Source organism: Azospirillum sp. UENF 112521 (assembly GCF_058780665.1).
The window spans coordinates 245,502-266,805 of sequence record NZ_JBSNCI010000001.1 but is presented as its reverse complement, the minus strand read 5'-3'; the positions used below and the strand labels follow the sequence as shown (position 1 = coordinate 266,805).

Here is a 21,304-nt window from a genome sequence, read left to right as displayed (position 1 = left end):
TGGTTCGACAGGATGACAATCCGGGTTGCCCTTCTCTGCGCTTCTTGACATACTACCATACAAGAATGTGAGCCAACCGCTCGCCTGGAAGGAAATGCTCTCCATGCAATCGCCTGCGTCCACCGTCCCTCCGTCCGGCGCCCCGTCGCGGCGCCTCGGCGCCTCCGGCCTGTCCGCCCTGCCGGCGACGGTGGCCCGGCCCGGCTACGACCGCAACGGCCTCGACATCGGGATCGTCCATCTCGGCGTCGGTGCCTTCCAGCGCGCCCATCAGGCGGCCTACACCGACGCCCTGCTTGAACGGCAGTTCGGGCCCTGGGGTATCGCCGGCGTCAGCCTGCGCAGCCCCGACACCCGCGACGCGCTGGAACCGCAGGACGGGCTCTACACCGTCGCGGTGCGCGATGCGGAGGGGGAGCGGCTTCGGGTGATCGGCTGCCTGCTGGACCTGCTGGTCGCGCATGAGGACCCGGAAGCGGTGCTGGAGCGGATGTGCCGCCCGTCGGTGCGCATCGTCACCCTGACGGTGACCGAGAAGGGCTATTGCCACGATCCGGCCACCGGCGCGCTGAACGAGAGCCATCCCGACATCCGCCACGACCTGGACAACCCGGACAAGCCGCGCACCGCCATCGGTTTCCTGGCCGAGGCGCTGGCCCGCCGCCGCGCTGCCGGGCTGGCGCCCTTCACCGTGCTGAGCTGCGACAACCTGCCGAGCAACGGCGACACCGTCGCCCGCATCCTGCGCCGTTTCGCGGAACTGCGTGACCCGGCCTTTGGCGCCTGGGTGGCCGAGACCGTCGCCTGTCCGAACAGCATGGTCGACCGCATCGTCCCCGCCACCACCGAGGCCGACCGCGCCCGCGTCTCGCAGGCGCTCGGTGTGCAGGATGCCTGGCCGGTGGTGACGGAGCCCTTCACCCAATGGGTGGTCGAGGACCGCTTCCCCGCCGGCCGGCCGGCCTGGGAGACGGTCGGGGTGGAACTGGTCGCCGATGTCCATCCCTATGAGACGATGAAGCTGCGGCTGCTGAACGGCAGCCACTCCACCATCGCCTATCTCGGCTATCTGGCGGGCTACGAGACGGTGTCGGACACCATGGCCGATTCCGCCTTCGCCACGCTGGTCCGCAACCTGATGGACCGCGAGACGGGGCCGACGCTCCACATGCCGCCCGGTGCGGATATGGAGCAGTACAAGGACGCGCTGATCGCCCGCTTCCGCAATCCGGCGCTGCGCCACCGCACTTGGCAGATCGCCATGGACGGCACGCAGAAGCTGCCGCAGCGGCTGTTGAACCCGATCCGCGACCGGCTTGCCGCCGGCTTGCCCATCGACCGGCTGGCCTTGGCCGTCGCCGCCTGGATGCGCTACGTCGCCGGCTCCGACGAGAAGGGACAGCCCATCGACGTGCGCGATCCGCTGGCTGCCAAGCTGGCGGAGATCGCAGCCGCCACGGCCGGCGATCCCGACCGGCTGGCCGAGGCGCTGCTCGGGCTGACCGCTGTGTTCGGCGAGGATCTGCCGCGCGACCAGCGCTTCACCGCCCCGGTCACCGTCGCGCTCAAGCGCCTGTTCGCCGAAGGCGCCCGCGCCGTCGTGGCCGCGTCTGCCTGATCCCGTTTCACCGCTTTCTCTTCAGTAGGGAGTAGTCCCGTGGTTGCCCTGACCGTTGAAAAGCCGCATGTGCTGGCGCTCCGTCCCGAGAACACCCCGTCTGCAGGGCCGGTCAAGGCCGGCGAGGTGCTGGTGCGCGTCCAGCGTGCCGGCATCTGCGGGTCGGACCTGCACATCTACCACGGCTCCAACCCCTTCGCGGTCTATCCGCGCGTGATCGGCCACGAGTTCGCCGGCACGGTCGAGGCGGTCGGCGATGGCGTGACCAACGTCGTTGCCGGCGACCATGTGGTGGTGGATCCGGTGGTGTCCTGTGGCCGCTGCTATGCCTGCCGGGCCGGGCGCACAAATGTCTGCGCCAATCTGGAGGTGTTCGGCGTCCACCGCGACGGCGGTTTCCGCAACCATGTCGTTGTGCCGGCCGCCAATGCGGTCAAGGTGCGGTCCGACCTGCCGATCTCGATCGCCGCGCTGGCGGAGCCTCTGTCCATCGCCGCCAATGTGCTGTCGCGCACCGGCATCGCCGCCGACGACACGCTGCTGGTCTATGGCGCCGGCACGGTCGGGCTGACGATTGTGCAGGTCGCCAAACTGCACGGCGCCCGCTGCATCGTCGCCGACCTCGACGACAAGCGGCTGGAGCGGGCGAAGGAGTTCGGCGCCGATGTCGTCCTCAACTCGTCGCGGGTGTCGGTTCCCGATGCGGTGCGCGACGAGAATGACGGGCTCGGCCCCACGGTGGTGATCGACGGCGCCGGCGTGCCTGCCCTGCTGGAGGAGGCCTGCCGCCTCGCCAGCCCGGCGGCGCGCATCGGCCTGCTCGGCTTCTCTCCCGCCCCCTGCAACATCAGCCAGCAGGAGATCGTGAAGAAGGAGCTGACGCTGGTCGGCTCGCGCCTGAACCGCCGCCTGCTGCCGCAGGTCATCGAATGGCTGGAGAGCGGCAAGCTGAAGCCGGCGGCGATGATCACCCAGGTTTTCCCGATCGCCGATGCGGCGAGCGCCTTCTCGCTGATCGAGACCGACCCGTCCAGCACCATCAAGGTTCAGCTCGACTTCGAAAGCTGATCGCGTGCCCGAGGGCAGCCACCAATCGAAGCAACGGCGGACCCGATCCGCCCAAAATGGAGGGACACCAGGATGAACAGCAAGACCCCGATCTCGCGCCGCACGCTGGCCAAGAGCATCGGCCTCGGCGCCGGCATCGCCGCCGGTGCGACGCTGCTGGGCGGGATCGCCGCCCCGGCCATCGTCCGCGCCCAGGCCAAGACGACGCTGAAGCTCGGCCACCTCGCCAACGAGGAGAATGTCTGGCACAAGGCCTCGCTGGTCTTCGCCGAGGAAGTCGCCAAGCGCACCAACGGCGCGGTCGAGGTCAAGGTGTTCCCCAACGAGCAGCTCGGCAAGGAAACCGACCTGATCAAGGGCATCCAGCTCGGCACCATCGACTTCACCATCACCGGCGAGTCCCTGCAGAACTGGGCGCCGGCCGCCGCACTGCTGGCCGTTCCCTACGCCATCCGCGATCTCGATCACCTCGACAAGGTCGTCACCGGCGAGCCGGGCAAGAAGATCGCCGACGCCATCGAGCAGAAGACCCAGCTGGTCCCGCTGACCTACTTCGCCCGCGGCCCGCGCAACCTGACCAGCAAGCGCCCGATCAAGTCGCCGGACGATCTGAACGGCCTGAAGATGCGCGTCCCCAACGTGCCGCTGTTCGTGTCCTTCTGGCAGGGGCTGGGTGCCAAGCCGACGCCGATGGCCTTCTCGGAGGTGTTCACCGGTCTGCAGAACGACACCATCGAGGCGCAGGAGAACCCGTTGGCGTTGATCAAGTCGGCGAGCTTCTACGAGGTCCAGAAATACGTGAACCAGACGGAGCACGTCATCAGCTGGATTTATCTGGTCGGCGGCTCGAAGAAGCTGAACAAGTTGCCGGCCGAACAGCGCGCCGCCATCATGGAGGCCGCCAAGGCTGCCCAAGCCGCCGAGCGCAAGCTGTTCATCGAGGACGAGGCCAAGCTGGCCGCCGACCTGAAGGCCAAGGGCATGGAGTTCATCGCCGTCGACAAGGCCGCCTTCGCCGAGAAGGGCCGTCCGGCCGTCGTCGCGGCGCTGTCGCCGGAGATCAAGCCGATCTACGACGAAATCCTCGCGGTGAAGTGAGCGGCAGACAAGGCCCTCTCCCGTCCCGGGAGAGGGCGCCCGTCTTCTCCCGAACCGCAAGAGTCCTTCCATGCGCAACGCCTTTGCCGCCCTGGTGTCGGCCGTCTCCGCCCTTTGCCGTTGGGGAACCCTGGCGGCCATCGGCGTCCTTATCGTCGTGGTGACCATCCAAGTGTTGGGCCGCATTCCCGGCTTTCCCTCGCCTCCCTGGACCGAGGAGGTGGCCCGCTTCGCGCTGGTCCATCTCGTCGCCTTCTCCTGTGGCCTCGCGCTGTTGCGCGGCGAGCTGGTGAACGTCGACATGTTCATCCTGCTGCTGCCCAAGCCGATGCAATGGGCCGTCGCCCGGCTGGTCGACGTGGCCATCCTGGTCTTCGCCGTCGCGATCATCCCCGGTGCCTGGGACTATGTCGTCGGCAGCCTGGGTGAGCGGGCACGGTCCATCAACGTCCCGATGATCTGGGTCTATGTCGTGACGCTGATCATCCCGGTCTCGCTTGCCTTCTTCTCGATTGCCCGGCTGGCCGGGCTTGGGCGCGACTCCGCGCCGCCCAGCCATGGGGAAACCGTCTGATGGTCACCGCATTGTTCGTCACCTTCGCCGTCCTGCTGATCCTGGGCGCGCCGGTGGGCATCGCCCTGGGCGGCGCGTCGGCGGTCTATCTGGTCGGCAGCGACATCGACCTCGCCGTGGTCCCGCAGTTCATGTATGCGGGCATGGACAGCTTCGTCCTGCTCTGCATCCCCGGCTTCGTGCTGGCCGGCAACCTGATGAACGGCGGCGGCATCACCGACCAGATCGTGCTGTTCAGCAACCGGCTGGTCGGCCATATCCGCGGCGGCCTTGGCCTCGCCAACGTCACCGGATCGATGGTGTTCGCCGGTATCTCCGGTACCGCGGTGGCGGAAACCGCTTCCATCGGCGCCGTGATGATCCCGGCGATGCGCAAGTCCGGCTATGACGCCCCCTTCGCCGCCGCCGTGACCGCCGCCGCCTCCACCGTCGGCCCGATCATCCCGCCCAGCGTGCCGATGATCATCGTCGGCACCCTGACCGGCCTGTCGGTCGGCAAGATGTTCATGGCCGGCGCCATCCCTGGTGTGCTGCTCGGCCTCGGCATGATGCTGACGGTCTGGATCCTGGCGCGGGTTCGCAATTACCCGCGTGAGCCGTGGCAGGGTTTCGGCGCGCTGGTCCGCGCCAGCCGCGGCGCCTTCTGGGCGCTGCTGATGACGGCGATCATCCTGTTCGGCATCGTCGGCGGCTATTTCACCCCGACCGAGGCCTCCATCGTCGCGGCTCTCTACGCCTTCGTCATCGGTCTGTTCGTCTACAAGGGTTTCAAGCTGCGCCAGCTGCCCGGTATCCTGCTGGAAAGCGCCATCGGGGCGGGCGGGCTGATCCTGCTGGTCGGCCTCGCCAACGTCTTCGGCTGGATCCTGACCAGCGAGCAGATCCCGCAGGCCATCGCCGCCTCGATGCTGGCGCTGACCACCAACAAGTATCTGATCATCCTGCTGATCAACATCCTGCTGCTGATCGTCGGCACCTTCATGGAGACGATTGCGGCGCTGATCATCCTGTTCCCGCCGCTGCTGGCGGTGGCGACCCAGGTCGGCATCGACCCGATCCATTTCGCCACCTTCGCCGTGCTGAACCTGATGATCGGCCTGACCACCCCGCCGGTCGGCGTCTGCCTGTTCGTTGCGGCGAACATCGCGAAGATCTCGCTGGGGGCCATCACCAAGGCGATCTGGCCCTTCCTCCTCTGCAACATCCTGATCCTGTTCCTGGTCTCCTACATCCCGGCCCTGTCTCTGTGGCTGCCGAGCCTGCTTTTCCGCTGATTTTTCCAGATTTCCAAAGCCCCCTCTCTATCCAAGGAGTTCGCAGCCATGGAACAATCCTGGCGCTGGTTCGGTCCCGAAGACGCGATCAAGCTGAACCACATCCGCCAAGCCGGCGCCACCGGCGTGGTCACCGCCCTGCACCACATCCCCTACGGCGTCGTCTGGTCGGTGGAGGAAATCCAGAAACGCAAGGCGATGATCGAGTCCGACAAGGAACTCGGCCTCAGCTGGACGGTCACGGAAAGCCTGCCGGTGCATGAGGCGATCAAGATCGGCGAAGGCGACCTGACCGAACTGTTCGACAATTACCGTCAGTCGATGCGCAACCTCGCCGCCTGCGGCGTGACGACCATCTGCTACAACTTCATGCCGGTGCTGGACTGGACGCGGACGGAACTGGCGGCGGCCCTGCCGGGCGGCGGCACCTCGCTGCGCTTCAACGCCCATGAACATGCCGCCTTCGACGTCTATATGCTGGAGCGTCCGGGTGCCGAGGAGGACCATTCTCCGGAGGTTCTCGCCAAGGCCAAGGAATGGTTCGACCGCTCGTCGGAAAGCGACCGCGCCAAGCTGCTGACCAACATCATGGCCGGCCTGCCGGGTGCGTACGACCGCTACGACATCCCCGGCCTGCGCAAGATGATCGCGCGCTTCAACGGCATGAGCGCCGACGGCCTGCGCGAGACGCTGGCCCGCTTCCTGCGCGAGGTGATCCCGACCGCGGAAGAGGTCGGCATCCGCATGGCGATCCACCCCGATGACCCGCCCCGCCCGCTGTTCGGCCTGCCCCGCATCGTCAGCACCGAGGACGACCTCGACCACCTGATCAATGCGGTGAAGTCGCCCAACAACGGCCTGACCTTCTGCACCGGCTCGCTGGGGGCCGGACAGACGAACAACGTGCCGGCGATGGCGAAGCGCTTCGTCGAGGACATCCACTTCGTCCATCTGCGCAACGTCGCCAAGGATCCGGACGGAATCCTTCGAGGAAGCCGACCATCTGGGCGGCGACGTCGACATGGTGTCGGTCGTCACCACCCTGCTGGAGGAACAGAAGCGCCGCCAGGACGCCGGCAACGACAACTGGCGCCTGCCCTTCCGCCCCGACCATGGCCACGAGCTGCTGGACGACGTCGGCAAGCCGACCCACCCCGGCTACCCGATGATCGGCCGCCTGCGCGGCCTGGCCGAGATCCGCGGCGTGATGACCGCCGTCGCGGCGATGAAGCAGTTGCCGGTGTGATTTGACCTGTCTGAACTGAATGCGCGCCGGCCTCACCCGCCGGCGCGCATCCCCAGACGGGCGAGCTTCTTGTAGAAGGCGGCGCGGGAGATGCCGAGCGCCTGTGCCGCCTCCACCGCACGGCCGCCGCTGGCCGCGAGCGCCCGGCCGAGCAGTCCGCGCTCGAACTCGTCGAAGGCCCGGTCATAGTCCGGCAGAGGCAGCGCTTGCGGTTCCGCCCGGACTGCCGTGCCGGTCGGCACGGAAGGACGTTCAAGCGGAGCGGCCTCACCCAGATCCGGCAAGGCCTCCGCAAGGTCGGCGGCGGTCAGGCGGCGGTTGTCGGTCAGCAGGCAGGCACGCTCCAGCACGTTGCGCAGTTCGCGCACGTTGCCCGGCCAGCGATGTCGGCCCAGGGTCTCGACCGCCTCCGGGGTCAGGCCGCGCAGGGGAAGTCCGGTGCGGGCGGCGATCTCCTGCAGGATGGATTCGGCGATGGCCTCCAGGCCGCCGCCCATTTCCGCCAGGGCCGGCAGGCGGATCGGCAGCACATTCAGACGGTAATAGAGGTCGGAGCGGAAGCGGCCGTCGCGGATCCGCCGTTCCAGATCGACGTTGGTCGCCGCGATCACCCGCACATCCACCTTCACCGGCCGGTCGGAGCCCAGAGGCTCGATCTCCTGCTCCTGCAGGGCGCGCAGCAGCTTGGCCTGGAGCCCCAGTGGCATGTCGCCGATCTCGTCCAGGAAGAGCGTGCCGCCGTCGGCGGTCTTGAAGCGCCCCTCGCGCCCGCGGCGGTCCAGCCCGGTATAGGCGCCGGGCACCGCGCCGAAGAACTCCGCCTCCAGCAGCGTTTCGGGGATCGCCGCCACGTTGACGCCGACGAAGGACCGTCCGCTGCGCGCCGACAGGCCATGGATGGCCTGCGCGATCAGTTCCTTTCCCGTGCCGGTCTCCCCCAGCAGCAGTATCGGTGCATCCGTGCGGGCGGCGAGACGGGCCTTGCGCTTGACCTCCAGGCAGACCGGGCTGTCGCCGACATAGCTTTGCAGCGTGTAACGCGGCTGCCGCCCCTCGTCGAGCCGGCGCTTGGTCGCCGCCAGTTCCGCCTCCAGCCGCGACAATTCGGCCAGCAGGGGTTTCAGCCGGTGCAGGCTGTCGTAGAGAACGAAGCCGACGGCGCCGATCACCGTGCCGGCATCGTCGGTCAGCGGAAAGCGCGAGACCACCAGCCGCTGGGTCCCGAACAGCATCAGGTCGAGAAGGATCGGCTGGCCGGTCGCCAGGATCTGGCGCATCTGCGAATGGGGAATGATCTCCTCCACCTCGCGGCCGATGGCCTCGGCGGGGTCGGAGATACCGAGCATCCGGGCGTATTTCTCGTTGATCCACACGACCCGGGCGTGGCGGTCGACCGCCACAGTTCCTTCGGACTGGGTTTCCAGCGCCTCGAACAGCGAGGGAATCGCCCGGCTGCGCAGCAGCGCCGCGTCGCCCTGCCCCACCTCGGAGAACCGCTCCCGATCACTCACACCCGCCGTCCCCGTTCCATGTCAGAGCAGGCTTACCTTATCGGCCCCTACGTCCGAATCCGCAACCGGCTGGGGCTTGCCACTTCCGGTAAGGCCGCACTGAACCGATGGCGGGGGCGGCGCGACCATCCCACCGACGCCCTGTTCTGATCTGCACCGTTGCGGTTCCGCACGGTGACGACCTTTCGATCATCACACAGGATGGAGAACACATCATGGCGAACCAGAACGAAGGGCGCAGCGCAGGCGGCCAGCACTCCGGCGGCAACTTCAAGAACGATCCGGAGCGCGCGGCCGAAGCCGGCCACAAGGGCGGCCAGGTGTCGGGCGGCAGCTTCAAGAACGATCCCGAACGTGCGTCCGAGGCCGGCAAGAAGGGTGGCGAGCACAGCCACGGTGGCGGCGGCAACAGTGGCGGCAACAAGGAATAAGGAGTGACCGGCTCCACGATCCGGTGAGGTCCGGGCAAACAGCCCGGCTGGGAAAGCGCGCCGATTGCGGCGCGCTTTTCCTTTTTGGCGGAGAAGCTTGCGCAGCTTCGGCGGAAAGGTTCATTCTCTGCACTTCCCATCTGCCGCAACGACCACGGCCGAAGCCCCGACCCATGCACGCTCCGCGATGACCCTTCCGTCAGCCCTGCTTCTGGCCGCGGTCGTCGCCACATTGTGGATCGCAGCGCGCAGTTGGACCCTTCCCGCTTTCCCCGGCCGCACCGATTTCGTGCTGATGCAGTTGTCAGCCGCCTGGTGGTCGACGGCCGTCGCCGTCGAGAGCATGGTGCCGGCGCCAGCCGACAAGCTGTTGTGGGCGGAAATGGCGTGGTTGGGCATTGTCTGCACACCGAGCCTGTGGGCGTTCTTCCTCTGGTCCTACACCAGGGGGGAGCTGCCGGCACGCTGGCGGCTGGTGCTGGTGACGATCGGATTGGCGACCTGGGCGGTGGCCCTGACCAACGACGTCCACCACCTGTTCTACACCGCCATCCAGCCGATCAGCGCGGAGCCGGGCGCCGCCCTGGTCTACAGCCATGGGTTGCTTTTTTACGCCGTCACCATCTACATCTATGCCTTCATGGTGATGAGCATCGTCGTCACCGCCAGCGGCATCCACCGGGCGACGCCGGCCTACCGCACCCATTACCTGGGTTTCCTGGTGGTGATGGCCGTCCCGTGGGCCGCCAATGCCGGTTACGTCTTCGGCAACCTGACCCTGTTCGACCTGGACCCCACCGCCTTCAGCTTCCTGATGATGGACGGGATTTTCTATTGGTTGATCACCCGGCGTCGCCTTTTCGAGCTGTTGCCGGTGGCCCGCGATGCGCTGCTGGACGCGGTGCCGGATCCGGTGCTGGTGCTGGACGGCGACGGCACCGTGGTGGAAGCCAATCCGGCGGCACAGGCGCTTGCCGGCGATCATGCCGCCATCGGACGGCGGCTTGCCGACCTGCCCGGGCTGTCCGCCCTGTCCACCATGGTCGGCGCCATGCCGGCGACTGTACCGGGTCCGCTGACGCTGGACTGCGGCGGCTCTCCGCGCAGCTTCGAGGTGACCTGGGTGCCGCTGACGGCGGGCAGCGGCGGGCGCGAGGTCGGCTGCCTGCTGATGCTGCGCGACGTCACCCACCGCCGCCGGGCCGAGATGAGGCTGGAGGACACCGTGCGCCGCCTCGACCTCGCCCGGCTGGAGGCGGAAGAGCGGCTGATGGCGGAGCAGGAGGCGAAGCGGGCGCTGAACGGCTTCCTGTCGATGGCGGCGCACGAGTTCAAGACGCCGCTCGCCATCATCGATGGGGCGGCCCAGCTTCTGCTGATGGATGCGGAGGTGAAGGCCCCCGGCATGCTGCCGCGGCTTGAGAAGATCCGACGCGCCGTGCGCCGGCAGATCAACATCTTGGAAACCTGCCTTGCCGACGACCGGCTGAACGATCCCGCCTTTGCGTTGCGCCGGGACCGGCTGGCCTTGCCGGCCCTGCTGCGCGCCGCCGCCTCGGCCCAGGGCGACGCCGCACCCGGCCGACGCATCGAACTGGATCTGGACGGCTGCCCGCACTGGGTGGTGGGCGACGGTCCGATGCTGGAGTTGTGCGTCCACAACCTGCTGAACAACGCGCTGAAATACTCCCCCTCCGGCACGCCGGTCGGGCTGCGGGTCCGGGAAGAGGAAGAGGCGGATGGACCGTGGCTGGCGCTGTCCGTTGCCGACCAGGGCATCGGCATTCCGGACAGCGAGCGGAACCGGGTGTTCGACCGCTTCTTCCGCGCGTCCAACACCGGGACGGCGGCGGGGAGCGGTGTCGGGCTGAACATGGTCCGCCGCATCGCAGCACTGCATGGCGGAACCGTGACGGTGGACAGCCGGCTGGGCGAGGGCAGCGTCTTCACCCTGCGGATCCCGCTGTCAAAAGAGACGCTCTGCGAAGAGGGGATGGCCGGCATGCCGGCGGAGTAATCCGGGCGGGAGATCGTTTCTTGCATTGATTGCCCGGTGAAGGGAATAATCCCGCTCCCTTTATCTGGACCCTGGCAATATGAGCGATCACGACCCCACCGTCGTCCGGCCGGTGCCGAAACCCCGCGTCCCCCTGGGCATCGAAGAAGTGCTGGTCGCCATCACCATGGCGGCGGTGGCCCTGATCACCTTCGCCAACGTCGTGGTGCGCTACCTGACCGACGTTTCCTTCGCCTTCACCGAGGAGTATTCGATTGCGCTGATGGTCATCCTGACCTTTCTCGGCGCGTCGGCCGCGGTGGTCAAGGACCGGCATATCCGCATCACCTTCGTCACCGACAAGATGTCGCCCGTCAACCGCCGCCGGGCCGAGCAGTTCGCCATGGCCTGCGTCGCGCTGATGTACGGGCTGCTGACGGTTTACGGCGCCTGGGCCACCTGGGACGATTACCGGTTCGAGGTGACCTCGCCGGCGCTGGGTCTGCCGCAATGGATCTACACGATCTGCCTGCCGGTCCTGTCGTTCGTGGTGCTGGCCCGCACCGTCGGCCGCATGGTGCGCATCCACAAGGGCACGGAGCCGCTTGAGACCGGACATATCCCGGAGGGCGAGCCGTGATCACCACCCTGCTCTTCGGCTCTTTCCTGGTGATGATGGTGCTGGGCGTGCCGATCGCCGCCGCCCTCGGGCTGGCCGGCACCGCCGCCATCGCCTTCGCCCATCTCGGCGTCATCTCGGTGCCGACCAGCGTCTATACCGGCATCGCCAAATATCCGCTGCTGACCATCCCGATGTTCGTACTGGCCGGCACCATCTTCGACCGGTCGGGCGTGGCGCAGAAGCTGGTGCGCTTCGCCACCGCCATCGTCGGCCAGGGCAAGGGAGCGCTGGCGGTCATCGCCGTCGTGGTGGCGATGATGATGGGCGGCATTTCGGGGTCCGGTCCGGCCATCGCCGCGGCGGTCTGCGGCGTCATGGCCCCCAGCATGATCCGCGCCGGCTATCCCCGCCCCTACATCGCCAGCGTCATCGCCGCCGCGGCGGCCACCGACATCCTGATCCCGCCGTCGGTCGCGCTGATCATCTACAGCGTGCTGGTTCCGGCCGCCCCGACCACCTCGATGTTCGCTGCCGGCATCATCCCCGGCACGCTCGCCGGCCTTGCCCTGATCATTCCGGTCTTCTGGCTGGCACGGAAACACAATCTCGGTTCCAAGCTCTCGCACGAGCCGCGCCCGCCCTTCTGGCGCAGCCTGTGGGACGCGTCGTTGGGCCTGTTCGCCAAGGTCATCATCCTGGGCGGCCTGCGTCTCGGCATCTTCACCCCGACGGAAGCGGCGGTGATCGCCGTGGCCTACGGCCTTCTGCTGGGCATGGTGGTCTACCGCACCATCCGTTTCCGCGATCTCTATTCCATGCTGGTCGAGGCGGCGGAAATTTCCGCCATCATCCTGACGGTGATCGCGCTTGCAAGCGTGTTCGGCTGGGCATTGAGCACCCTGTCGGTGATCGACCCCATCGCCGATGCCATCATCCATTCCGGGCTGGGCGAATATGGGGTGATGGCCCTTCTGGTGGTGCTGCTGACCATCGTCGGCACCTTCCTGGACGGCATCTCGATCTTCATCATCCTGCTGCCGCTGCTGATCCCCATCGCCACCGCCTACAAGTGGGACCTGACCTGGTTCGGCGTCATCCTGACCCTGATGATCGCCGTCGGCCAGTTCACCCCGCCGATGGCCGTCAACCTGATGGTCGCCTGCCGGATGACCGGCTGCACGATGGAAAGCACCCTGCGCTGGGTGATGTGGCCGTTGGTCACCATGCTGCTGGTGGTCGTCGCGGTGATCGTCTGGCCGGATCTGGCGCTGTGGATGCCGCGGCAGATGGGGTTCTAGAGGAGGCGGGCGACATCGCGGCTGGTCAGATGCAGGCTGGCCGCGGCGCCGTAGCCGCGCCGGGCGATCTTGCCCGCGGCCGCAGCCTCGAACGAGGCGCGGTGGGCGGCAGCAAAGGCGAGACAGTCTTCCGGCGTCGGTTCCCGCCGGTCCAGCAAGGCACGGAAGGCCAACCGGTGAACGGCGCACCAGCCGCCGTGCCCGGCCGGCCGGAAGACCAGCGCATCGATGTCCGCGTGCCAGGACAACCCCTCCCTGCTCATTCCCGCAGCCCCAGCCGGCGGGCGAGGCGGAACAGGTTGCTGCGGTCGAGCCCAAGCGACCGTGCCGCCTGCGCCCAATTGCCGTCATGGCGGGCCAGATGCTCACGGATCATCCGGCGCTCCAGTTCCTCCACCGCATCGCGCAGCGGCAGTTGAGGCAGGTCCGGCAACGTCGGCTGCTCCGTCGGGCGAGCCTGCTGCACGGACATCGTCGCCATCACGGCGCTCCCCTCCTCTTCCAGCCCCAGATCGGCGGGGGTCAGGGTCAGCACCCCGCCGTCCGTCGGGCGGGCCACGCGGGCGCGGATGGCGCCGCGGCCGATGGCGTGTTCCAACTCACGCACATTGCCGGGCCAGGGATAGGCCAGCATGCGCTGCTCCGCCGCCACCGACAGGCGCAGGTTGCGCAGGCCCAGCCGCGCCCGGTTGCGCTCCAGGAACAGGCCGGCCAGCCGCAGGATGTCGGTGCCGCGGTCGCGCAGCGGCGGCACTCGCAGCGGATAGACGCTGAGCCGGTGATAGACGTCGGCGCGGAAGCGTCCCTCGCGTACCTCCGCCGCCAGATCGCGGTTGGTGGCGGCGATCACCCGCACATCGACGGTGATGTGACGGTCGGAGCCGACGCGCTGAATCTCGCCGTTCTGCAAGGCCCGCAGCATCTTCGCCTGCGCCGCCAGCGGCAACTCGCCGACCTCGTCCAGGAACAGGGTGCCGCCGTTGGCCAACTCGAACTTGCCGCGCCGGTCGGCCACCGCACCGGAAAAGGCGCCGCGCACATGGCCGAACAGTTCGCTTTCCACCAGCGCATCCGGCAGGGCGGCGCAGTTGACGTGGACCAGCGGCCCGGCGGCGCGAGGGGACCGGGTATGCAGCCGTCGCGCCACCAGTTCCTTGCCCACCCCGGTTTCGCCCAGCACCAGCACGACGAGGTCGCTGGCCGCCACGGTGTCGATCTCCGTCAGCAGGTTCGCCATCGCCGGGCTGACACCGATGGGATCGAAGTCGAGGCCCTGCGGCGGATCGTCGAGAATCCGCAGGGCGGTGCCGCCATCGCCAGCCAGGGCGGCACGCCGCTCCGTCGCCGCCGCAAGGTCGGCGGCGAGCCGGGCCCAGGCGGCAATCGCTCCCTCCCACCCTTCAAAACGCCCCTCGTTCAGCGCATCCAGGGTCAGCATCCCCCACGGCCGCCCATCGACGCCGAGCGGCGCACCGACGCAGTCATGGACATGCAGCCGCTGGCGCAGGTCGGGGATCAGCCCGTCATAGGGGTCGGGAAGCTCGCAGCCGGCGGGAAAGCGCAACAGCCCGCCGCCAGCCTCGGCAATCGCCTTCAGGCGGGGATGCTCCTCCAGCTCGAAGCGCCGCCCCAACGTGTCGGGACTGAGACCGCGGGTGGCGAGCGGCACCAGCAGCCCCTCCCCCGCCCGACCGGTTCCGCCGCGGTCGTCACGCCGCAGCAGCGCACAGGCATCGCAAGGCAGATGGCGCGCTATCAGGTCGAGCAGCAACGGCCACAGCCGTGCCGGATCGTCCAGCGCCTGCACCAGCGCTCCAGCCTCTTCCAGCGGGAGCGATAGTGTCGAAATGACCGCATCGTTGTCCATCCGACATCATACCGTGCGCAGTCACTTTGACAACGCAGCTTCCGTGCAGCGCGGATTTCCGCGCTGCGTCGCTTTGGCACAGGGCTTGCCATCTGATTGCGACATCGTGACGCGCAAAAGGATTGCCCCCTCCCATGCTGACGCCTGCCCAGATCGCCGTCATCAAGGCCACCGCTCCCGTCGTCGCCGCCAACGCCAACACGATCACCGGCACCTTCTATCCGCTGATGTTCGAGCGCTTCCCCGAAGTGCGCGCCGTCTTCAACCAGAGCCACCAGCGCAGCAGCGCCCAGCCGGAAGCGCTGGCCAACGCCATCATCGCCTATGCCTCCAACATCGACCGGCTTGAGGTGCTGGGTCCGGCGGTGGATGGGATCGTGCAGAAGCACGTCTCGCTGAACATCACCCCCGACCAGTACAAGATCGTCGGCACCTGCCTGATGGAAGCCATTGGCAAGGTTCTGGGCGATGCTGTGACCACCGAGGTCGCCGACGCCTGGGGTGCCGCCTATTGGCAGTTGGCGGAGCTGCTGATCGCCGCGGAAGAGAAGGAATATGCCCGCAAGGCGGCGTTGACCGGCGGCTGGCGCGGCGCCCGCCGCTTCCGCATCGCGGAGAAGACGCCGGAGAGTGCCGTCATCACCTCCTTCCGGCTGGCACCGGTCGATGGCGGGACGGTAATGGACTTCCACCCCGGCCAGTATCTCGGCCTGCGGCTGACCATCGACGGCGAGACCGTCCACCGCAACTACAGCCTGTCGGCTTCGCCGAACGGCAAGGACTACCGCATCTCGGTGAAGCGGGAACAGCAGGGGCTGGTTTCCGGCTTCCTCCATGACCGCGTGCAGGTCGGCGACGAGATCGACGTCTATCCGCCCGCCGGCGAGTTCGTGCTGCGCGAGGGCGCCGGTCCGCTGCTGCTGATCACCGGCGGCGTCGGTCAGACCCCCGCCCTGCCGCTGGCCGAACAGGCGCTGGCCGCCGGCCGCAAGGTCATCTACGTGCACGCGGCACTCAACGGCTCGGTCCATGCCTTCCGCCGGCAGGTCGACCAGCTGGCCGCCCTGCACGATGCGCTGAAGCCGGTCTACTGCTATGCCGACCCGCAGCCGGGCGACACGCCGCACATGGTCGGCCTGCTGGACGAGGAGCGGCTGGGCAAGCTGCTGCCGCAGGAGCCGGGGGTCGCCGCCTATGTCGTGGGTCCGAAGCCGTTCATGGCTGCGGTGGTCAAGGCGCTGACCGCGCTCGGCCTGCCGGAGTCGGCCATCGTGCATGAGTTCTTCGGCCCGCGCGAGGCGCTCGCCTGACGCACCGCCGACACCGCCTTGCCTCCGACTGGATGGGCCGGCCTTTCCGAAGGCCGGCCTTCTTTCTGCCGGTCCGGCGGACCGCAAGGTCCATGGGGGCCGCATGCGCCCGCCGGTTGTGAGTAAATCTGTTATATCACTAGTTTTATATATGCCGACGACCGGCCTAGATCATCATTCCGGCTTGCGACGGCCAGGCAATGCGCGCTTTTAGTGAAATCCAAACGGGGCCCGACTGGCCGATCATTGCGCTGCGGCATGTTTCGCAGGCCATCACGGAAGAATCGTGGATTCTCCTTATTTCTTTCTTAAGCGGTTTGGCGCTTTCCTAGTCACGGAACGGTCAAATTATTTGCAATTGTTCCTTTTCTGCGACATCGCCCGCCAACCGCCCGCGACCGTCGCAGGCAGGTTCGGTGGAATGAAGGTGCGGCGAGAGCCGGAACGGCCAGCCGCAATGATTTATGGAGCGTCGGTGTCCGAGCACCGAAGGGGGAGGATGGGATGTCGAAGGGTAGCCAGAGCATGACGCGCCACGGCGCACCCGCCAAGGGCGGTGCATGGTATTCCGGACTGCGCGCCAAGCTGATGATCGCCATCGGCGTGGTGCTGTCCGGCACGCTGGTCGCCGCCGCGGTGGCGCTGATCGGCTATGCGAACGTGCGCACCACCATCGACGCCATCGTCGGCGAAGCGGTGCCGGCGATGACCGAGGGCATGGCGGTGGCGCAGCAGGCCGAACGGCTGGTGGCGCTGGCCCCGGCCCTGACCTCCGCCGACACCGCCGCCGCGCGCGAGGCGGTCTCCGCCCGCATCGCCGCCGCGAAGGATGAGTTCAACGTACGCCTGTCCCGGCTGCGGGCCACCGGTTCCGCCGGTGCTCAGCTTGCCGCAATCGAGGAGGCATCGCAGGGGCTGCTCGGCAATCTGGCGCAACTCGACCAGGCGGCTGCCGAACGGGTGGCGCTCGGCGCCGAACGCATGGCGATGATGCCGAAGGTGATGGCGGCCGAAGCGGAAATCCAGAAATTCGCCGCCCCCTGGACCTCCGTCCTCAACAATGACGAGGAGCAGGCCCGCTCCACCCTGGCGGAGCCGGATGCCGCCCCTGCGGCGATGCGCGAGGCGGCGGACACCCTGAACAAGGTGATGGCGCAGAAGAAGCCGCTGGCCATCGTCACGGCGGAAGCCGCCAACATCCGCAACATGCTGATGGAGGCGTCGACCACCAGGGACGACCAGCGGCTGGCGATCATCGAAACGCGGGTGGGCGTGTCGCTCGCCGGGCTTTCCAACAACGCGGAGACACTGCCGGAACGGCTGGCCGCCGTGGCCACCAAGCAGGCGGAACTGCTGAACGGCTTTTCCATCGGCGAAAACTCCATGGTCACCCTGCGCCAAAAGGAACTGACCATCGAGGGCTATTTCACCCAGCTGCTGGAGAGCAACCACGCCCTGACCACCACCCTTGCCAAGGGCATTTCCACCTTGGTGGAGGGCCAGAAGAGCAGCATTGCGGAGGCCAGTACCGCCACCACCCGCATGCTGGACAACAGCCGCCTGACCCAGCTCGCCGTCGCGGTGGCGAGCATCCTGGTGTCGATCCTGGTGGTCTGGCTCTATATCGGCCGGATCGTCATCCGCCGCATGATGGATCTGAAGACCGGCATGGACCGCATCGCCGCTGGCGATTTGGATGCCGAGATCGCGCTGACCGGCAAGGACGAGATCGCGGAGATGGGCACGGCGCTGCTGGTCTTCCGCGACACCGCGCGCGAGGTGGAGACCGCCCGCACCGCCGCCGAGGCCGAACGCCAGCGGGCTGCGGGCGAACGCCGCCAGACCATGCTGTCGCTGGCCGACCAGTTCGAAAACGGCGTCAAGACGGTGGTGGAGACGGTGTCCGCCGCCGCCACCCAGATGCACCAGACCGCCGCCGGCATGGTGGCGACCGCCGACGACACCTCGCGCCGGGCCGGCAATGCCGCCGAAGCGGCGGAGACCGCGTCGGTCAACGTGGATGGCGCCGCTTCGGCCGCGCATGAGCTGTCGCAGTCGATCAGCGAGATCGCCCGACAGGTGACCGAATCGGCGACCATCGCCGCCAAGGCCGCCAATGAGGCCGAGCGTACCGACAGCACCATGCGTGAACTGAACGACGCGGCCAGCCGCATCGGCGCCGTGCTGGACCTGATCTCCGACATCGCCGGCCAGACCAACCTGCTGGCGCTCAACGCCACCATCGAAGCGGCGCGTGCCGGAGAAGCCGGCAAGGGCTTTGCCGTGGTGGCGAGCGAGGTGAAGCAGCTGGCCAGCCAGACGGCGAAGGCCACCGAGCAGATCGCCGGCCAGATCGGCGCCATGCAGCAGGCGACCGGCGAGGCGGTGGGCGCCATCCGCAGCATTGGCCAAACCATCGGCCGCCTGAACGACATCGCCGCCAGCATCGCCGCGGCGGTGGAGGAGCAGGGTGCCGCCACCTCGGAGATCGCCCGCAACGTCCAGCAGGCGGCGGGCGGCACCGCTCAGGCTTCCCATAACATCGGTCAGGTGCGGACCGCCGCCGGCCAGACCGGCCAGTCGGCCCAGGAAGTCCTGTCGGTCGCCCAGGAGGTGTCGAGCCAGACCGGCCGCCTCCAGCAGCAGATCGACCGCTTCCTCAGTCAGGTGAGGTCGGCATGATGCCAGCGAAAGGCCCCTCTTCCCCGCGGGGAAGAGGGGCCTTTCGTTTCTCAGCCCCGAAGTGGCGTCAGCCCTGGACCACCGTCTGGCGCTGGGTGCCCAACCCTTCGACGCCCAGTTCCACCACGTCGCCGGCCTTCAGGAAGACCTGCGGCTTCTGGCCCATGCCGACGCCGGGCGGAGTCCCGGTGGAGACGATGTCGCCCGGCTGAAGGCTCATGAAGCGCGACAGGTAGGACACCAGATAGCGCACGCCATAGACCATGGTGGCGCTGGTGCCGTCCTGATAGCGGTGGCCGTTGACCTCCAGCCACATCTTCAGCGCCTGCGGATCCTCGATCTCGTCACAGGTCACCAGCCAGGGGCCGGTCGGGCCGAAGCTGTCGCAGCTCTTGCCCTTGGTCCACTGGCCCTGCCGTTCGATCTGGAAGGCGCGCTCGGACACGTCGTTGACGATGCAATAGCCGGCGACATGGTCCATCGCCTCGTCTTCCGAGACGTATTTGGCCGTCTTGCCGATGACGAAGGCCAGTTCGACCTCCCAGTCGGTCTTTTCCGAGCCGCGCGGCAGTTCGATGGGGTCGTTCGGGCCGACGATGGCGCTGGTCGCCTTCATGAAAATGATCGGCTCCGGCGGCACCGCCATGCCCGTTTCCGCCGCATGGTCGGAGAAGTTCAGGCCGATGCAGACCATCTTGCCCACCTGCCCGACGCAGGGGCCGAGGCGCGGGTTGCCCTCCACCAGCGGCAGCGAGGCCGGGTCGATGGCCCGCAGCCGGTCGAGCGCGTCCGGCAGCAGAGTGGCGCCGGCGATGTCGTCGACATGGGCGGACAGATCGCGGATGCGGCCGTCGGCATCCAGCAGGCCCGGCTTTTCCTGGCCCGGCGGGCCGTAGCGCAGCAGTTTCATGAAAAACCTTTCCAGATAAGGAGGTTGTCTCCGACAGGACGGCGGTGTTGGCCGATCCTGCCCGGACGGCGTGGAAAGTAAAGGGGGGAGCGAACGAATTGTAGCATTGCTTCACAGATGGGTCGACAAAGCGGCCTGACTGTAGTAAAACTACATTCGGTTCCGATACGCCTCACTTCGCTGCCCCTTCGGCAGCCACTCCGGTCCTCCCATGCTGGACAGCATCGCTTCCTCCCTCGACAGCCTGCGCCGCGCGGAAGCCGCGGTGGCGCGCAGCGTTCTGGCCGATCCCGGTGCGGCGGTGCGCGACAGCCTGGCCCAGCTTGCCGGCAAGGCCGGGGTCAGCGAACCGTCGGTCCTGCGCTTCTGCCGCTCCGCCGGTTTCGGCGGTTTCCAGGAATTCAAGATCGCGCTGGCCCAGCATCTCGCCGCCTCGGCGGCGCGGGAGGAGGCCGGCGACCGCCCGACACCGCTGGTGCGCGATCTTTCCCCCGGCGACAGCGTCGCCAGTGCGGCTGAGAAGGTGCTGAACCGCTCCATCGACGCGCTGGTCCGCCTGCGGGGCCGGCTCGACGCCCTGGCGTTGGAAAAGGCGGCCGGGGTGCTGGCACGGGCGCGGCGGGTGCAGATCGTCGGCGTCGGCGCGTCCGGTGCGGTGGCGCTGGACGCCCATCACAAGCTGTTCCGGCTGCTGCCGCAGGTCACCGCCAGCACCGATGCCCATCTCCAGGCGATGGCCGCCGCGACGCTCGGCCCCGGCGACGCGCTGCTGGCGATCTCCAAGACCGGAACCAGCGACGAGATCTTCGACGTCGCCGCCATCGCCCGCGACGGCGGAGCGACGGTGATCGCCATCACCGCATCGGCGACACCGCTGGCCGAACGCGCCGACATCCGCCTGACCGTCGATGTGGACGAGGACACCGCGGTCCATACCCCGATGGCCTCCCGTCTGGCACAGCTGGCGCTGATCGACGTGCTGACCGTCGCCGTCGGCCTGCAGGCTCCGCCCGGCCTCGACCGCCGCTTGGCCCGCATCAAGGCAGTCCTGGCCGGGCATCACCGCGCGCCGGAGCGGCCGGCTTCCGTTTCAAACTCCGCGTCTTCCGCCACCCGAAGAAAAACCGAGGAATCCTGATGTCCACCACGCAGACCCCGAATGAAATCCTGGACCAGCTCGTCGCTTACGGCGTCGTTCCGGTCATCCGCAACAGCTCCGCCGATCTGGCGCGCACCGCCGTGACTTGGCTGCGCGAGGCCGGTTACGGCACCTTCGAGATCACCATGACGACCCCCGGCGCCGTCGGCCTGATCGAGGAGCTGTCGGCGGAAGGCGGCGCCCTGATCGGCGCCGGCACCGTCCTGACCCCGGCCGCCGTCGCCGACGTGGTGAAGGCCGGCGCCAAGTATGTGGTGTCGCCCTGCGTCGTGCCGAAGGTGGCCGCCGCCTGCCGCGACCATGGCGTCGCCTGCCTGATGGGCGCCCTGACCCCGACCGAGGTGCATGCCGCCATCTCCGCCGGTGCCGACGCCATCAAGATCTTCCCGGCCTCCACCGTCGGTCCGGCGCACATCAAGGCGCTGAAGTCGGTCTTCCCCGGTGTCCGCTTCGTCCCCACCGGCGGCATCGACGCCACCACCGTGGCCTCCTATGTCGCGGCCGGTGTCGCCTGCGTCGGCGCCGGCGGCAAGCTGGTCGATGAAACGCTGGTCAAGAAGGGCGACCGCGAGGGCATCCTCGCCGCCGGCCGCCAGCTGATGGACGCCTATCGCGCCGCCAAGGGCGCGTGAGCGAACCG

The 21,304-nt window shown here is 68.0% G+C and carries 18 protein-coding genes; 14 read left to right on the top strand and 4 right to left on the bottom strand.

The features are described 5' to 3' along the window. Positions 1 to 103 precede the first annotated feature (103 nt). The 6 genes from ACWPN8_RS01155 to uxuA all read left to right on the top strand — a co-directional run bounded on the left by ACWPN8_RS01155 (position 104) and on the right by uxuA (position 6,883). A complete protein-coding gene (locus ACWPN8_RS01155) occupies positions 104 to 1,618 on the top strand; it encodes a mannitol dehydrogenase family protein (RefSeq protein ID WP_492239625.1) in 1,515 nt (504 codons plus the stop codon). Between the two features lie 39 nt (positions 1,619 to 1,657). Beyond that, positions 1,658 to 2,686, top strand: coding sequence for a Zn-dependent oxidoreductase (locus ACWPN8_RS01150; RefSeq protein ID WP_109096239.1), 1,029 nt, complete (start codon positions 1,658 to 1,660; stop codon positions 2,684 to 2,686). Between the two features lie 72 nt (positions 2,687 to 2,758). Continuing rightward, on the top strand, positions 2,759 to 3,784 hold the full coding sequence (locus tag ACWPN8_RS01145) for a TRAP transporter substrate-binding protein (protein ID WP_109096240.1): 1,026 nt from the start codon (positions 2,759 to 2,761) through the stop codon (positions 3,782 to 3,784). A gap of 70 nt (positions 3,785 to 3,854) precedes the next feature. After that, complete coding sequence (locus ACWPN8_RS01140) at positions 3,855 to 4,358, top strand: TRAP transporter small permease (RefSeq protein WP_109096241.1); 504 nt, start codon at positions 3,855 to 3,857, stop codon at positions 4,356 to 4,358. Further along, the gene (locus ACWPN8_RS01135; protein WP_109096242.1) at positions 4,358 to 5,632 is read left to right on the top strand and encodes a TRAP transporter large permease; all 1,275 of its coding nucleotides are present in this window, start codon (positions 4,358 to 4,360) and stop codon (positions 5,630 to 5,632) included. The genes ACWPN8_RS01140 and ACWPN8_RS01135 overlap by 1 nt, the downstream gene beginning before the upstream one ends. Before the next feature lie 48 nt (positions 5,633 to 5,680). Continuing rightward, positions 5,681 to 6,883: a mannonate dehydratase gene (gene uxuA / locus ACWPN8_RS01130; protein WP_492239624.1), complete on the top strand. Its 1,203-nt coding sequence runs from the start codon at positions 5,681 to 5,683 to the stop codon at positions 6,881 to 6,883. Between the two features lie 27 nt (positions 6,884 to 6,910). Here the strand turns inward: uxuA and ACWPN8_RS01125 are convergent, their stop codons facing one another. Beyond that, entirely contained in the window at positions 6,911 to 8,389 is a 1,479-nt protein-coding gene (locus ACWPN8_RS01125; protein ID WP_492239623.1) for a sigma-54 interaction domain-containing protein, read from the bottom strand. 215 nt (positions 8,390 to 8,604) lie between these two features. Between ACWPN8_RS01125 and ACWPN8_RS01120 the strand changes: the two genes are divergently transcribed. The 4 genes from ACWPN8_RS01120 to ACWPN8_RS01105 all read left to right on the top strand — a co-directional run bounded on the left by ACWPN8_RS01120 (position 8,605) and on the right by ACWPN8_RS01105 (position 12,736). Further along, complete coding sequence (locus ACWPN8_RS01120; RefSeq protein ID WP_109096245.1) at positions 8,605 to 8,820, top strand: con-10 family general stress protein; 216 nt, start codon at positions 8,605 to 8,607, stop codon at positions 8,818 to 8,820. Between the two features lie 187 nt (positions 8,821 to 9,007). Beyond that, positions 9,008 to 10,837 carry a sensor histidine kinase gene (locus ACWPN8_RS01115; protein WP_109096246.1) on the top strand — a complete coding sequence of 610 codons (1,830 nt, stop codon included), beginning with the start codon at positions 9,008 to 9,010 and terminating at the stop codon, positions 10,835 to 10,837. A 79-nt stretch (positions 10,838 to 10,916) separates the two neighbouring features. Next, positions 10,917 to 11,456, top strand: coding sequence for a TRAP transporter small permease (locus tag ACWPN8_RS01110; protein ID WP_109096247.1), 540 nt, complete (start codon positions 10,917 to 10,919; stop codon positions 11,454 to 11,456). Further along, positions 11,453 to 12,736 (top strand): TRAP transporter large permease, encoded by a 1,284-nt coding sequence (locus tag ACWPN8_RS01105; RefSeq protein WP_109096248.1) that lies wholly within the window; start codon positions 11,453 to 11,455, stop codon positions 12,734 to 12,736. The genes ACWPN8_RS01110 and ACWPN8_RS01105 overlap by 4 nt, the downstream gene beginning before the upstream one ends. Here the strand turns inward: ACWPN8_RS01105 and ACWPN8_RS01100 are convergent. Then, complete coding sequence (locus ACWPN8_RS01100) at positions 12,733 to 12,999, bottom strand: DUF1488 family protein (protein WP_492239622.1); 267 nt, start codon at positions 12,997 to 12,999, stop codon at positions 12,733 to 12,735. The two genes, ACWPN8_RS01105 and ACWPN8_RS01100, sit on opposite strands and share 4 nt — an antisense overlap. Next, entirely contained in the window at positions 12,996 to 14,603 is a 1,608-nt protein-coding gene (gene norR / locus ACWPN8_RS01095) for a nitric oxide reductase transcriptional regulator NorR (RefSeq protein ID WP_492239621.1), read from the bottom strand. Before norR ends, ACWPN8_RS01100 begins: the two co-directional genes overlap by 4 nt. A 134-nt stretch (positions 14,604 to 14,737) precedes the next feature. On the opposite strand from norR, the gene hmpA reads away from it, so the two are divergent. Continuing rightward, positions 14,738 to 15,913 (top strand): NO-inducible flavohemoprotein, encoded by a 1,176-nt coding sequence (gene hmpA, locus ACWPN8_RS01090; protein ID WP_492239620.1) that lies wholly within the window; start codon positions 14,738 to 14,740, stop codon positions 15,911 to 15,913. A gap of 504 nt (positions 15,914 to 16,417) precedes the next feature. Then, positions 16,418 to 18,595 carry a methyl-accepting chemotaxis protein gene (locus tag ACWPN8_RS01085; RefSeq protein WP_492239619.1) on the top strand — a complete coding sequence of 726 codons (2,178 nt, stop codon included), beginning with the start codon at positions 16,418 to 16,420 and terminating at the stop codon, positions 18,593 to 18,595. 67 nt (positions 18,596 to 18,662) lie between these two features. Here the strand turns inward: ACWPN8_RS01085 and ACWPN8_RS01080 are convergent, their stop codons facing one another. After that, complete coding sequence (locus tag ACWPN8_RS01080; protein ID WP_492239618.1) at positions 18,663 to 19,505, bottom strand: fumarylacetoacetate hydrolase family protein; 843 nt, start codon at positions 19,503 to 19,505, stop codon at positions 18,663 to 18,665. Positions 19,506 to 19,716: 211 nt separating this feature from the next. Here ACWPN8_RS01080 and ACWPN8_RS01075 point away from each other — a divergent pair, with 211 nt between their 5' ends. Beyond that, positions 19,717 to 20,643 carry a MurR/RpiR family transcriptional regulator gene (locus ACWPN8_RS01075; RefSeq protein ID WP_109096254.1) on the top strand — a complete coding sequence of 309 codons (927 nt, stop codon included), beginning with the start codon at positions 19,717 to 19,719 and terminating at the stop codon, positions 20,641 to 20,643. Next, entirely contained in the window at positions 20,643 to 21,296 is a 654-nt protein-coding gene (locus ACWPN8_RS01070; protein WP_377807455.1) for a bifunctional 4-hydroxy-2-oxoglutarate aldolase/2-dehydro-3-deoxy-phosphogluconate aldolase, read from the top strand. The genes ACWPN8_RS01075 and ACWPN8_RS01070 overlap by 1 nt, the downstream gene beginning before the upstream one ends. Positions 21,297 to 21,304 lie beyond the last annotated feature (8 nt).